This is a genomic window from Streptomyces sp. Y20, assembly GCF_043195475.1.
Lineage (GTDB): Bacteria > Actinomycetota > Actinomycetes > Streptomycetales > Streptomycetaceae > Streptomyces.
The window spans coordinates 88309-102362 of sequence record NZ_JBIDDP010000001.1; the positions used below are offsets into that span (position 1 = coordinate 88309).

Consider the following 14054-nt stretch of genomic DNA (forward strand, 5'->3'; position numbering starts at 1 on the left):
TCACCACACGCCCTTCCCCGCGACTTCAAGGAGCCGCTCCCCGTATGGCGTACGGAGCCCACCACAGCCGCCTTCTGCCTCCCCGCCCCGATCTGAGCCGCGCCCGCGACTGCGAGCAGTGCCTCGGCTGGGGGACCGTCGTCACCCGCGACGGCGACCACGAGCTGTGCCACGCGTGCCAGCCCGGACACGGGGACGCCGAGGAGACCACCGCCTCCTAGCCGGCCCGCCCCCCGATCATGACCGCGAGGCCCACCGACGTACTGTGAAGGCATGTCCGCACCGCTTCCGGGGCCGCTGGCCCATCTGGAACCGCTGCTCGGCCACTACGGCTACTGGGCCGTGGGGGCCGTGGTCTTCGTGGAGGACTTCGGTGTCCCCGCGCCCGGCGAGACGATCCTCCTCGCGGCGGGGGTCTACGCGGGTACGGGCCGGCTCGACATCGCCGCCGTGGCGGCCGTCGCGTTCGTCGCGGCCGTCGCCGGCGACAACCTCGGCTACCTGATCGGCCGGACCGGCGGACGGGCCTTCGTGCACCGGTGGGGCCGGTACGTCCTGCTGACCCCGAAGCGGTTCGAGGCCGCCGAGGAGTTCTTCCGCCGGCACGGGGGCCGGATCGTGACCGTCGCCCGGTTCGTCGAGGGCCTGCGCCAGGCCAACGGCATCATCGCCGGCACGACCGGCATGCGCTGGCGCCGCTTCCTCGCCTTCAACGCCCTCGGCGCGGCCCTGTGGGTCGGCATGTGGACGACGCTGGCGTACCTGGCCGGCAGCCACATCACGGCGGTGTACGAGGAGATCAGGCGCTACCAGCCCTACGTCCTGGTGGCCGCCGCGGCCGTCGTCGCGGGATTCGCCGTACGGCACCTCCTGCGGCGGCGGCACGAAAACTGAGCGGGCGCGGCATCCGGGTGAAGTCGGCGGACCCCCTGGTTTGGTCGCGGACACAGCGGTAATCCGGATAGCGACCACAGACCGCGTCGACGTTGGGATGTGACACGCGATGGCCGGAGACAAGAAGGCCAAGGGCAAGGTGGAGCAGGCCAAGGGCAAGCTCAAGGAGACCGCGGGACGAGCCGTGGGCAACGAGCGCCTGGAAGCCGAAGGCCGCATGGAAGGCGCAGCCGGAGACGCCCGGCAGGCCAAGGAGAAGGCGAAGGACGTCTTCAAGCACTGAGGCACGCGCCGAATCAGCTGCGGAACGGGTCCGGACATCCAGCGCGAGCGGATGTCCGGACCCGTTCCGCTGTGTGCGCGCGGACCCGCCCGGCCACGCCACCGGCCGTCGTCCTGCGCTGTCCCGTCCCCGCGAACGATTCGTGTGCATCCGGAGGATTCCCCGGAAACGTCCCTTTGACCCGCGGCCCAGTGGGTAGCCGGGGAGGGACGGACGACCACCCCCCTGTGCACAGGAAGGGCCCCTCCCCCAGAGGAAAAGGGCAACGAGGTATGGACATCCCGCTCAGGACGTACGTGACGACCCAGGCCCGCTCGGTGCCCCCGCGCTACAGCCGCACCTGGGACGCCGGTGTATCCAGCATCGCCGAGGCGAGAGACGCCGTCGCCGCCCTGCTGGCGAAGGTGCGGCCCGCGCCCGGGCGGCGCCCGGTGCAGGACGCCCAGCTCGTCGTCAGCGAACTGCTCACCAACGCGGCCAAGCACGCGCCCGGTCCCTGCGCCCTGCGTCTGGAACTGCTGGCCGGCGCACTCCGCGTCTCCGTCACGGACACCTCCCGGGAGCCGCTGCGGCGGCGTCCTCGCGACCCCGGACGGGTCGGCGGCCACGGGCTGCACCTGGTGGCGATGCTCTCCCGCGGCCTGGAGGTGACCTGGCTGCCGCAGGGCAAGCGGGTCAGCGCGATCGTGCCCTTCCTGGCGGCCGGAGTCGCCTGACCGGTCCGCCCGGGACGGCCGGCCGCCCGCACCCCGCCGTCCCGGGCCGGTGCGGGCGGGTCAGGCGACCCTGATGCCGATGATGCAGGTGTCGTCGTCGGTGTCCGACCTGCTGTAGGTGAGCAGCCGGTCCAGCTGCTGGTCGAGGGTGGTGGAGACCGCGCCCGCCGTCTCCAGCAGATGGGCCACGGACTCCTCCACCGAGCGGTCCCGGCGCTCGATCAGGCCGTCGGTGTACATCAGCAGGGTGTCCCCCACGGCCAGCTGGAGTTCCTCCTCGTCGTAGCGCGCCTCGGGCACGGCGCCCAGCAGCAGCCCCTTGACCGGGGGCAGCGCGGTCGCCTCGGGCCCCCCGGGCGCGTCCGTCTCCCGCACCAGGACCGGCGGCAGATGGCCCGCCCGCGCCCAGCGCAGGGTGCGCCGCTCACCGTCGTACAGACCGCAGACGGCGGTCGCGGTGACCGCTCCCGTCAGATGGTGGGCGACGATGTTCAGCCACGACAGCAGCTGCGCCGGGCCGGCGCCGGTCACGGCGAGGCCACGCAGCGCGTTGCGCAGGACGACCATGCTGGTCGCCGCCTCGATGCCGTGTCCGGCGACGTCGCCGACGCACAGCAGGATCAGCCCGGAGGGCAGCACGACCGCGTCGTACCAGTCGCCGCCGACCAGGTTCTCGGTCTCGGCGGGCCGGTAGCGCACCGCCACCTGGAGGCCGGGCACCCGGAGCGGGGCCTGCGCCGGGGGCATGATGGCGTGCTGGAGCTGGAGGGTCAGCCGGTTGCGCTCGACGGCCTGCTGCTCGGTGTGGGCCAGCTGGTCGCGGGTGGCGGCCAGTGCGACCTCCGTCCAGTGCTGGGCGGAGATGTCCTGGTAGGCGCCCCGGACGACGAAGAGCTGGCCGTCGGTGTCAAGGACGGGCTCGGCGACCACCCGCATGTGCCGGGTCACGCCGTCCGGGCGCAGCAGCCGGAAAGCGGCCGAGGCGGGCCTGCGGTGGTGCATGACGGTGCGCAGGAAACGGCCGAGGGTGACCGCGTCGTCCGGGTGGGCGTGGGCCGGCAGGTCGTGGAGGGCGACCGGGAGGCTGGTGCTGGGGCGGCCGTACAGGCTGAACAGCTGGCCGTTCCAGGTGATCTCGCCGGTGAGCAGGTTCTCCTCGAAGCCGCCGATCCGGCCGAGCCGCTGGGCGTGCTGGAGCAGGCTGGCCAGACGTGCCGCCTCGTCCTCGATGCGCCAGATCAGCAGCACGCTGGAGCCGTGCCGGCTGATGCTGATGTCGGCGACGGCGGACAGCGGCACGTCGTCGACCAGCGCGGTCAGCCGCATCCGGTGGGCGCGGAACGGTTCACCGGTGGCATAGACCCGCTCCACCCGCTGGAACAGCTCGCTGGCACCGGCGGCCATCGGGTAGGCCTCCAGCAGCAGGGCGCCGCTCACGACGGCGCGGGGCCGGCCCGCAGGGTCGAGGAAGCGGCTGTTGACGTGGTGGATACGGAAGTCGACCAGCTGACCGGTGTCGTCCAGGTGCGGCACCAGCACCAGGGCCGGGTCGTGCAGACCGTCCGCGAGGTCCGTCAGCTCGACCACGTCGGGCAGCAGCCGGGGCTCCTGTTCCGTGCCGAGCGGCGGTGCGGTGGTCTCCAGGGAGTGGGCGCACAGCTCGGCGAGGGCCTCCACCTGCCGGACGACCGGGCGCGGCAGCGGGCTCTCGGGCTTCGGCCAGGCGATCTCCAGGACGCCGTAGATCCGGCCGCCGGCGCCGGCCGGCAGGGCGATCCGCGCTCCGTCGGCGTACTCCCGGCGGCCGATGGTGGGCAGCCCGGACCCGGCCAGCGAGGGCAGCCACTGCCCGTCGGGCTGGTTCAGGCCGCGCCGGGCCACGGTGGCCACGTCGGGCGGGACATAGCGCCAGCGGGCCGCCTCGCCGGGCGGGAAACCGGCGCTGCCCGCGAGGGAGAGGGAGCCGTCCGAGCCTGCCGCCCAGATGGCCACGGCGACCGCGCCCAGGGGGCGCAGGGCGTGGTCGAGCAGCGAGTCGGCCATCGCCTGGGTGTCGTCGGCGGCCAGGACGCCGCTCTCGGCGGCGCGCAGCCGTACGGCGGCGGACCCCTCGACCGGGTCGGCCGCGGCCGCGGCCGACAAGAACGCCTCGGTGACCTCCGAGACGCGGTCCCGGGCGGCCTGGTTGATGACCTCCACCGCGAACTCAAGCGGGGTCATTCCGGCCTGTTCGGTGAGTTCGGCGAGCTGGCGGGCGGCCTGCGCCGGGCCGCAGCCGAGGCGTTCGACCAGGATGCCCTTGGCGAGTTCGACCAGTGCCCGGCCCTCGGCCTCGGCCTGCGCCGCCCGCACCTCCCGGCGCAGCCGCTCCACGGTGGCGGCGAGCCGGCCGACCGGGGAGGTGGCGGGCACGTCGGCGGCCGGGATCTCCGGCAGCACGACGCCGACGGCCGGGATGCCCGCTTCCGGGATACCCGGCAGGACCACGTCGACGCCCGGGACGTCCCCGAGGGGGACGCCGGGCAGCACCGCGTCGGCGGCCGGGACCTCCCCGGCCGGCAGCTGGGAGGGCATGCCGGCCGGCAGGTCCGGCCCGGTGGGCGGTTCGGGCTCGTTCACCGGATCCGTACTCCTGGGCCTGTGGACGGACGGGCTCGCCGTGCGGTCCTCATGCGGGGAGCCAGCGCCGGACACACGCGATGAGGTCATTGGTGTCCACCGGTTTCGTGACGTAGTCGCTGGCGCCGGAAGCCAGACTCTTCTCCCGGTCGCCCTGCATGGCCTTGGCGGTCACCGCGATGACCGGGAGATCAGCGTACTGCGGCATCTTGCGGATCTCCGCCGTCGCCGTGTACCCGTCCATCTCGGGCATCATCACGTCCATCAGGACGAGTTCGACGTCCGGGTTGTTCATCAGGGTGTCGATGCCCTTGCGGCCGTTCTCCGCGTGCAGCACCCGGAAGCCGTGCAGTTCCAGGATGCCGCTGAGCGCGAACAGGTTGCGGGCGTCGTCGTCCACGACGAGGACGGTACGTCCGCGGGTGTGGTCGTCGACCAGCTGCGGCGCCGTGTGCTGGGGCTCGTCCCCGCGGACGAGGGTGAGCACCTCGCCGGGCTCCTCGGCGGACAGGTGCAGCGCGATCCGCTCACGCAGCTCGTCCAGGCTGAACAGGTACTCCAGCGAACCGCCCGCGGGCTCCTCGGTGAGGGGCTCGGTGCGGTGCGAGACGTGCACCAGCACCGGGACGCTCGTCAGGGCCGAGTCGCCGCGCAGGGCCTCCAGGAAGCGGGCCGACTCCCCGTCGGGCGTGCCGAGTTCCACCACGACGCAGTGGCACGGCTCGTCCGCGAGGGCACCGGCCGCCTCCTGGGCGCCGACCGCGGTGATGATGTCGACGGGCGTACCGCCGCCGTCGGCACGGTTGTGCGCGAGGTCCCCGATCACGCTCTCGGCGACCAGCGTCAGCAGCCCGCGCGGGCGTTCCTCCACGACGAGCAGGCGGCGCGGGCGATCCCGTCTGGCGATGGCCGGCGGCAGCCCGAGGGGCGCCTCCTGCCCGGGCAGGGTGTCCGTCCGCTCCGGTTCGGCGAGGTGCGGGGCGGGGCGCCCGCCGCGCAGGTGCTCCTCGAAGTCCGGCCGGGCGACGGGCAGGAAGAGGGCGAAGGTGCTGCCCTTGCCGGGGGTGCTGTCCACGGTGACGGCGCCGCCGAGCAGGTGGGCGATCTCCCGGGTGATGGACAGACCGAGCCCGGTGCCGCCGTACTTGCGGCTGGTGGTGCCGTCGGCCTGCTGGAACGCGCCGAAGATGGTCTCCAGCTGCTGCTCGGGGATGCCGATGCCGGTGTCCTTGACCCGGAAGGCGACGATCGCCCCGCCGCGCATCACGCCCGGGGGCACCTCGTCGTCCGCGGCGGGCTCGACGCGCAGCTCGACGCCGCCCTGCTCGGTGAACTTCACGGCGTTGGACAGCAGGTTGCGCAGGATCTGCCGGAGCCGGGAGTCGTCGGTGAGCAGGTCGCCGGGGGCACCGGGCGCCGTGGTGATGGTGAAGTCCAGGCTCTTCTGCGAGGTCATCGGCTGGAAGGTGGCCTCGACGTACTCGATGAGCTGGCGCAGCGGGACGCGCTCGGGCGTCACGTCCATCTTTCCGGCCTCGACCTTGGACAGGTCCAGGATGTCGTTGATCAACTGGAGCAGGTCCGAGCCGGCGGAGTGGATGATGCCCGCGTACTCGACCTGCTTGGGGGTGAGGTTGCGGGAGGGGTTCTGGGCCAGCAGCTGGGCCAGGATGAGCAGGCTGTTCAGCGGGGTGCGCAGCTCGTGGCTCATGTTCGCCAGGAACTCGGACTTGTACTTCGAGGCGAGCGACAACTGCTGGGCGCGTGCTTCGAGCTCCTGCCGGGCCTGCTCGATCTGGAGGTTCTTCGCCTCGATGTCCCGGTTCTGGTCGGCGAGCAGGGAGGCCTTCTCCTCCAGTTCGGCGTTGGACTGCTGGAGTTCCTCCTGGCGGGCCTGCAACTCGGCGGAACGGGACTGCAGCTCGCTGGTCAGGCGCTGCGACTCCTCGAGGAGTTCGTCGGTGCGGGCGTTGGCGACGATCGTGTTGACGTTCACCCCGATGGTGTCGACCAGCTGCTGGAGGAAGTCCCGCTGGACGGTGGTGAACCGGGTGACCGCGGCGAGTTCGATGACGCCGAGGACCTGCTCCTCGAAGACGATGGGCAGCAGCAGCAGCGCGGTGGGCTCCACCCGTCCGAGCCCGGAGGAGATGGTGACGTATCCGGGCGGCAGCTGGTCCACGGCGATGGTACGGCGGCTGCGCGCGGCCTGGCCGACCAGGGAACGGCCGAAGGGGATGCGGACGGGCCTGGAGTCCGCCTCGGGCCGCCCGTAGGCACCGACGAGCCGCAGCTCGGGTCCGGCCGCGCCGTCCTCGGCGAGGTAGAAGGCGCCGTACTGGGCGGACACCTGCGGCACCAGCTCGTCCATGATCAGCTCGGCGACGACGGGCAGGTCGCGGTGGCCCTGCATGAGGCCGGAGATCCGGGCGAGGTTGGTCTTGAGCCAGTCCTGTTCCTGGTTGGCCCGGGTGGTCTCGCGCAGCGACTCCACCATGGAGTTGATGTTGTCCTTGAGGTCGGCCACCTCACCGGAGGCGTCGACGGTGATGGAGCGCGTCAGATCGCCCTCGGCGACCGCGCTGGCCACGTCGGCGATGGCGCGGACCTGCCGGGTGAGGTTGCCGGCGAGTTCGTTGACGTTCTCGGTGAGGCGCTTCCAGGTGCCGGAGACGCCCTCGACCTCGGCCTGCCCCCCGAGCCGGCCCTCGGTGCCCACCTCACGGGCCACGCGGGTCACCTCGTCGGCGAAGGCGGAGAGCTGGTCGACCATCGTGTTGATGGTGGTCTTCAGTTCCAGGATCTCGCCGCGGGCGTCGACGTCGATCTTCTTCGACAGGTCGCCCTTGGCCACGGCGGTGGTCACCAGCGCGATGTTGCGGACCTGGCCGGTGAGGTTGTTGGCCATGGAGTTGACGTTGTCGGTGAGGTCCTTCCAGGTGCCGGCCACATTGGGCACGTGCGCCTGGCCGCCGAGCCGTCCCTCGGTGCCCACCTCGCGGGCCACCCGGGTCACCTCGTCGGCGAACGCCGACAGCGTGTCGACCATGGTGTTGATGACGTCGGCGAGCGCGGCGACCTCGCCCTTGGCCTCGACGGTGATCTTCTGCGACAGGTCGCCCCGGGCCACGGCCGTGGCGACCTGGGCGATGGAGCGGACCTGGCCGGTCAGGTTGGAGGCCATCACGTTGACGTTGTCGGTGAGGTCCTTCCAGGTGCCGGCGACGCCGCGCACCTGGGCCTGCCCGCCGAGCCGGCCCTCGGTGCCCACCTCGCGGGCCACCCGGGTCACCTCGTCGGCGAAGGCGGAGAGCTGGTCGACCATCGTGTTGATGGTGTTCTTCAGCTCCAGGATCTCGCCCCGGGCATCCACCGTGATCTTCTGCGACAGGTCGCCCTGCGCCACCGCGGTGGCCACCTGGGCGACGTTGCGGACCTGCGCCGTCAGGTTCCCGCCCATGAAGTTCACCGAGTCGGTCAGGTCCCGCCAGGTGCCCTTGACCCCCTTGACGTCGGCCTGCCCCCCGAGCCGGCCCTCGGTGCCCACCTCCCGGGCGACGCGGGTCACCTCGTCGGCGAACGCGGAGAGCTGGTCGACCATCGTGTTGATGGTGCTCTTCAGCTCCAGGATCTCGCCCCGGGCATCCACCGTGATCTTCTGCGACAGGTCGCCCTGCGCCACCGCGGTCGTCACCTGGGCGACGTTGCGGACCTGCGCCGTCAGGTTCCCGGCCATGAAGTTGACCGAGTCCGTGAGGTCCCGCCAGACGCCGGCGACGCCCGGGACCTGGGCCTGGCCGCCGAGGCGGCCCTCGGTGCCCACCTCACGGGCGACACGGGTCACCTCGTCGGCGAACGCGGAGAGCTGGTCGACCATCGTGTTGACGGTCTCCTTCAGCTGAAGGATCTCGCCGCGCGCGTCCACGTCGATCTTCTGCGACAGGTCGCCCTTGGCCACGGCGGTGGCGACCTGGGCGATGTCCCGGACCTGCGTCGTCAGGTTCCCCGCCATCGCGTTGACGGAGTCGGTCAGATCGGCCCACGTGCCGGAGACGCCCGGCACCTGCGCCTGCCCGCCGAGGGTGCCCTCGGTACCCACCTCACGGGCCACCCGGGTGACCTCGGAGGTGAACACGGACAGCTGGTCGACCATCCCGTTGAAGACAGTGGCGATGTCGCCCATGAGTCCGGTGGAGTCGTCGGGCAGCCGTGTGCCGAAGTCTCCGTCCCGCACCGCGGTCAACCCCGCGAGCAGCCGTCTCAGTTCGTGGTCACCCGGGACCGCTTCGGTCGTCCCGGTCGCCTTGCCGGCCATGCGCACCCTCGATCCGCTCCCCTAGAGTCCCCGCGCCGAGGACTCGGAACCGCGGCCGGGGGCGTGCTGCGACCCGACCGTTGGTGTGTGCATTTCCGCAGTTCACGGATTTGCATGATGAGAAAAATACGCCGCAGGCTAACCCACTTTCGCAGGCTGGGACAAAGCAATCGGCCGGCCCTCCCGCGCGGGAAACAAACTCGTGCAACACAGGTGTGAGAATCGGGAAGCGGGGTAGTCGTTCAGTTTTCGCCCGGGTCGGCAGGTGCGCGCCGGGTGCGCGCGGCCCCTCTCACCAGGGTCTGCGTGATCCCGCCGCCGTCCGGTCCGGGCGGGACATCGCCGTCCGCCGTGCCCCGCCGCCGAGCCAAACCGCGGGGGCAGTCGTACCCCGGCGACGCCCGACCCGCCGCAGTGAGCAGCGTCACCCGACCACGGCCTCACCCGAGCACGACGTCACGGACCACCACGTCACCTGAGCACGATCGACCGGCTCCCGAGTGGCACCAGCTCCCCCACCACCGGCGCCCCGGGCACCTCCCCGGCGACGAGCAGCCCGCCGGAGGTCTGCGCGTCGGCGAGCAGCAGCCGGGTGTCCTCGTCGGTGCCGCCGAAGTCGGTGTGCGGCGCGACCCACTCCAGGTTGCGCCGGGTGCCGCCGCTGACGTACCCGTCCCGTACGGCCTCCCGGGCGCCGTCCAGGTACGGGACGGCGGCGGTGTCGATCACGGCGGTGACCCCGGAGGCCCGGGCCAGCTTGTGCAGATGGCCGAGGAGGCCGAAGCCGGTGACGTCGGTGGCGCAGACGGACCCGGCGGCCAGGGCGGCCTCGCAGGCCTCCCGGTTGAGCGCCGTCATCGTGGCGACGGCCTGCTCGAACCGCTCGCCGGTGGCCTTGTGCCGGTTGTTCAGCACGCCGAGACCGAGCGGCTTGGTCAGCGACAGCGGCACTCCCGGGCGGCCGGCGTCGTTGCGCAGCAGCCGACCGGGGTCGGCGATGCCGGTGACGGCCATGCCGTACTTCGGCTCGGGGTCGTCCACGCTGTGGCCGCCGCCGACGTGGCAGCCCGCCTCGGTGGCGATGTCGAGGCCGCCGCGCAGCACCTCACGGGCGAGGTCGAAGGGGAGCCGGTCACGCGGCCAGGCCAGCAGATTGACGGCCAGCACGGGCCGGCCGCCCATCGCATACACGTCGGACAGGGCGTTGGCGGCGGCGATGCGGCCCCAGTCGTAGGGGTCGTCCACGACCGGGGTGAAGAAGTCGGCCGTGCACACCAGGGCGCTCCCCCGGTGACCGACCACGGCCGCGTCGTCGCCGGTGGCGAGTCCGACGAGCAACGGGTGGTCGCCGCCGGCCGGCGGTGCCGCGGTCAGTCCCGCGACCACGTCCTCCAGTTCGCCGGGCGGGATCTTGCAGGCGCAGCCGCCGCCGTGGGCGAACTGGGTGAGCCGTACGGGCGCCTGGTACGTCGGTGTCGGTGTCATACCCGTCATCCCCTGGGGCAGTAGCCTGTCGAGCGGTGGAGGCGTGTGGGTGCCTGGTGGCCCTCCCGGTCTTCAAAATCGAGGTGCCCGAGGATCTCGGGCAGGCGGGTTCGATTCCCGTCCGCCTCCGTCCCCCGCCGGAACCCGGCAGCGCCGGCGCTGATCGTCGACGCGCTCGGTCCAGCCCCCGGCGTCCAGGAACTCCAGCAGCGGTACGGCCACGCGGCGGGTGGTGTCCAGGGCGCGGCGGGCCTCGCTGAGTGTGAACGGCTGCGGCAGAGCGGCCAGGACGGCGGCGGCGTCCGCGTCCGCGCCGGGCAGCAGCACGATCCCGTCGGCGATGCGCAGCAGCGCCCCGGCGGCCGCCGCGGCGGCCAGCGAGCGTCGGTCGAGCCCCAGTTCGGCCAGTCGCACGGCCTCGGGCGCGCGGAACGGCGTACGGGAGAGGTCCCGGCGGACGGCGTCCACGGCCGCCCGGACCGGCCCGGGCAGGGCGGTCCGGGGACGGCCGGCGGGGTACAGCCGGCCCTGGCCGGCCTGGACCCGGGCCTGGGCCGCGGCGAGCGCGTCGACGAGGGCCCGGTCGGGAAGGCCGAGCAGCCGGCGGGCCGCCTCGGTGGGCAGTCCGGGCTCCAGCGGGTGCGCGCGGGCGTGCCGGCCGGTCTCCTCGGCCAGCCGCTCCGCGAGGGCCTGCCAGTGCGCCGGGTCGGCCAGCCAGTCCCCGGCGACGGGGTCGCCCGGCGCCGGGACGCCCATCGCCCGCAGGTCGGCGCGCCGGACCAGCTTGCGGCGGCGCAGCTCGGCAGCGCCGTCGGGGCGGCCGGTCATGGTGTCCAGCTCGGCCGCACGGGCCCGGCCGGCGCCGCGCCGGGCCAGCCTGGGCGGCCGTACATCGAGGACGGTCACCCCGCAGGGCAGGCGGCCGCCGCCCGGTTCCCGCAGCACGGCGCGGTCGCCGGCCCGCAGGGGCAGCCCCCGGCCGAGGGTGAGCCGGGCGGTGTCCGGGCCGAGCGGGCGGACGGTCACCGGCACGGCGGCCGTCCCGATGTGCAGGGTGACACCCCGGGGCAGGTCGGCCACCGGCTCGCCGGTGACCCGGACGTCGATCACCTCCGCCCGCAGCCAGCGGTCCGGGGTCAGCAGGACCTGGCCGCGGCGCAGGCCGTCGGCGCCCGGACCGTGCACGTTGACGGCGACGCGGGCCACCGCGCCGACGGCCGTCCGCTCCTCGTGCAGGCTCTGGAGGCCGCGGACCCGCAGCACGTCCGGCCCGTCCCCGGTGACCAGCCGGTCGCCGACACGCAGGGTGCCGGCCCCGAGCGTGCCGGTCACCACGGTGCCGTGGCCGCGGACGGTGAACGCCCGGTCGAGCCACAGGCGGACGTCGGCTCCGGTGTCGGGTACGGGCAGCCGGCCGGCGATGGCGGCCAGTTCGGCCCGCAGGTCGTCCAGCCCCGCCCCGGTGACCGCGCTGACGGCGACCGCCGGGGCCTTGCCGAGGCAGGTCGCGGCCAGGCGTTCGACCGCGTCGGCGCGCACCGGTCCGGGGTCGGCGAGGTCGCTGCGGGTCACCGCGAGGACGGCGTGCCGGACACCGAGCGCTTCAAGGACGGCCAGGTGTTCGGCGGACTGCGGCTGCCAGCCCTGGTCCGCGGCGACCACGAACAGCACGGCGGGCACGGGCCCGGCCCCGGCCAGCATGGTCGGTACGAAGCGCTCGTGCCCGGGGACGTCGACGAAGGCGAGGGCCTCCTCCCCGACGCGGGTCCACACGAAGCCCAGGTCCAGGGTGAGGCCGCGGCGGCGCTCCTCCTCGTACCGGTCGGGCTCCATCCCGGTGAGCGCCCGGACCAGCGCGGACTTGCCGTGGTCGACATGGCCGGCGGTGGCGAGGACCCGCATCACCGCTCTCCTTCCACGGCGGCCCGGGCCGCCCGTACGGCCTCCGCCAGCCGTGCGTCGTCCTGCGGGGGCACCGCCCGCAGATCCAGCAGGCAGCGGCCCGCCTCCAGGCGTCCTAGGACCGGGGTCCGGCCGGTGCGCAGTGCGGCGCCGTACGGCGCGGGCAAGGACAGTGCCGCGCTGGGCAGGGTGACGCCGGGGGCGCCTCCGCCGCCGACCGTGGCTGCGCTGTCGACGGGTCGCACGTCGACTCCGCGGGCGGACAGGTCCGCGGCGAGGCGGGCCGCGCGGGCCCCGAGGACGGCCGGGTCGGCTGCGAGGGCGAGGGCGGTCGGGGTGGGCGGGCCGGTGAGGGTGGCCTCCAAGGCGGCCAGGGTCATTTTGTCGACACGGAGCGCCCGGGCCAGGGGATGCCTGGCCAACGCGCCGATCAGGTCCTCCCGGCCGAGCAGGAGACCGCACTGGGGGCCGCCGAGCAGTTTGTCGCCACTGGCGGTGACGAGGGCGGCGCCCGCGCGCAGCTGGGTGTCGGCGTCGGGTTCCGCGGGCAGGGCGGGGTGCGGCGCGAGCAGGCCGGAGCCGATGTCGACGACGACGGGGACGCCGAGTCCCGTCAGGTCGGCGACCTCGGCGGACCGGGTGAACCCGGTGATGCGGAAGTTGGACGGGTGCACCTTGAGCACGAAGCCCGTGTCGGGGCTGACGGCGGCGGCGTAGTCGGCGGGGGCCGTGCGGTTGGTCGTACCCACCTCGCGGAGCCGTGCCCCGGTCGAGACCAGCAGGTCGGGCAGGCGGAATCCGTCGCCGATCTCCACCATCTCGCCCCGGCTGACCACGATCTCCTTGCCCGCCGCGAGGGCGGTGGCGGCGAGCACGAGCGCGGCGGCCCCGTTGTTGACGACGTGGGCGGCTTCGGCGGCCGGCACGCCCGCCCGCAGCGCGGCGAGCGCGGAGCGCCCCCGGCGGGCGCGCACCCCGGTGGTCAGGTCGAGCTCGACGTCCGTCGGCCCGGCGGCCTCCACGACGGCCTGCCGGGCCGCGGCCGACAGCGGGGCGCGCCCCAGGTTGGTGTGGAGCAGCACCCCGGTGGCGTTGATCACCGGCCGCAGACCGCCCGCGCTCCCCGGCAGCAGACCCAGGGCCGTCTCCGGCACCAGCTCCACCGGCACGCTCCCCTCCCGGGCCCCCTGCTGCGCCTGCCGGACGGCGGCCTTCACCAACCCGGCACCGAGCCGCTCCGCAGCCGCGGCCAACCGGGGCTCCCGCAGCAGGACATCGGTACGGGGAACCCGACGCCGCACGTCTCCATCACCGGGGCGGGGGGCGGGAGTGCTGTGCCTGGCGCCGGCGTGGGGCGAGGACCGGTCGACGGAAGGCGGGGGACTCGGCGCCGTTCCCCTGTCGGGGTGCGGTGGTGCGGGCCGGCTCGCGGGTGCGGGGGACTCGGAGGTGTGCGGGGGCGGGGGCGGGGTGCCGGAGGCCGGGGCACTCGGAGTGGCGCGGCCGCCGGCGGGCGACGGGTGGTCGCCGGGCTCGGGCGTGCTCGGACGCGCGCCTTCCCCGGCGGCCGCAAGGAAGGGCCGGCTCGCGGGCCCGGGAGGCCCGGCGCCCTGCGAGCGCGCGGGCGGGGTGCCGGAGACCGGGGCACTCGGGGTGGCGCGGCCGCCGGCGGGCGAGGGGCTGGCGGAATCGGGGACGCTCGGCACCTCGCCCCCGATGGGGTCCGGGGGCGGCAGCCGACTGCCGGACGCGGCGGTGCCCGGACTCGCCCCTTCCTCGGCACCCGGAGGCGAGGGCCGGCTCACGGGTGCGAAGGTCTGCGGGGGCGGGGGTGCGGGGG

General features: G+C 74.1%; 8 protein-coding genes, 1 tRNA gene and 1 pseudogene. 5 read left to right on the plus strand and 5 right to left on the minus strand.

Annotated elements, in window-relative coordinates:
- The first annotated feature begins 44 nt into the window (after positions 1-44).
- The 4 genes from ACGFT1_RS00425 (at position 45) to ACGFT1_RS00440 (ending at position 1893) form a co-directional block, all read left to right on the plus strand.
- Complete coding sequence (locus ACGFT1_RS00425) at positions 45-221, plus strand: hypothetical protein (protein ID WP_373906791.1); 177 nt, start codon at positions 45-47, stop codon at positions 219-221.
- Positions 222-273: 52 nt separating this feature from the next.
- A complete protein-coding gene (locus ACGFT1_RS00430) occupies positions 274-894 on the plus strand; it encodes a DedA family protein (RefSeq protein WP_373906792.1) in 621 nt (206 codons plus the stop codon).
- A gap of 109 nt (positions 895-1003) precedes the next feature.
- Positions 1004-1177, plus strand: a complete 174-nt coding sequence (locus ACGFT1_RS00435) for a CsbD family protein (RefSeq protein WP_373906793.1) — start codon at positions 1004-1006, stop codon at positions 1175-1177.
- Positions 1178-1449: 272 nt separating this feature from the next.
- Positions 1450-1893 carry an ATP-binding protein gene (locus ACGFT1_RS00440; RefSeq protein WP_373906794.1) on the plus strand — a complete coding sequence of 148 codons (444 nt, stop codon included), beginning with the start codon at positions 1450-1452 and terminating at the stop codon, positions 1891-1893.
- 60 nt (positions 1894-1953) lie between these two features.
- Here ACGFT1_RS00440 and ACGFT1_RS00445 read toward each other — a convergent pair whose 3' ends face one another.
- The 3 genes from ACGFT1_RS00445 to selD all read right to left on the minus strand — a co-directional run bounded on the left by ACGFT1_RS00445 (position 1954) and on the right by selD (position 10312).
- Positions 1954-4467 carry a SpoIIE family protein phosphatase gene (locus ACGFT1_RS00445; RefSeq protein WP_373907626.1) on the minus strand — a complete coding sequence of 838 codons (2514 nt, stop codon included), beginning with the start codon at positions 4465-4467 and terminating at the stop codon, positions 1954-1956.
- A 94-nt stretch (positions 4468-4561) separates the two neighbouring features.
- The gene (locus ACGFT1_RS00450) at positions 4562-8827 is read right to left on the minus strand and encodes a HAMP domain-containing protein (RefSeq protein ID WP_373906795.1); all 4266 of its coding nucleotides are present in this window, start codon (positions 8825-8827) and stop codon (positions 4562-4564) included.
- A gap of 471 nt (positions 8828-9298) precedes the next feature.
- Positions 9299-10312 (minus strand): selenide, water dikinase SelD, encoded by a 1014-nt coding sequence (selD, locus tag ACGFT1_RS00455; protein WP_373906796.1) that lies wholly within the window; start codon positions 10310-10312, stop codon positions 9299-9301.
- Between the two features lie 37 nt (positions 10313-10349).
- On the opposite strand from selD, the gene ACGFT1_RS00460 reads away from it, so the two are divergent.
- A tRNA-Sec gene (locus ACGFT1_RS00460) sits at positions 10350-10442 on the plus strand.
- A gap of 35 nt (positions 10443-10477) precedes the next feature.
- On the opposite strand, the pseudogene ACGFT1_RS00465 reads toward ACGFT1_RS00460, so the two are convergent.
- Positions 10478-12214: pseudogene (locus ACGFT1_RS00465) on the minus strand (SelB C-terminal domain-containing protein); the annotation flags it as partial.
- Positions 12214-13515: an L-seryl-tRNA(Sec) selenium transferase gene (gene selA / locus ACGFT1_RS00470; protein WP_373906797.1), complete on the minus strand. Its 1302-nt coding sequence runs from the start codon at positions 13513-13515 to the stop codon at positions 12214-12216. The gene selA and the pseudogene ACGFT1_RS00465, both read right to left, overlap by 1 nt.
- Positions 13516-14054: the final 539 nt, after the last annotated feature.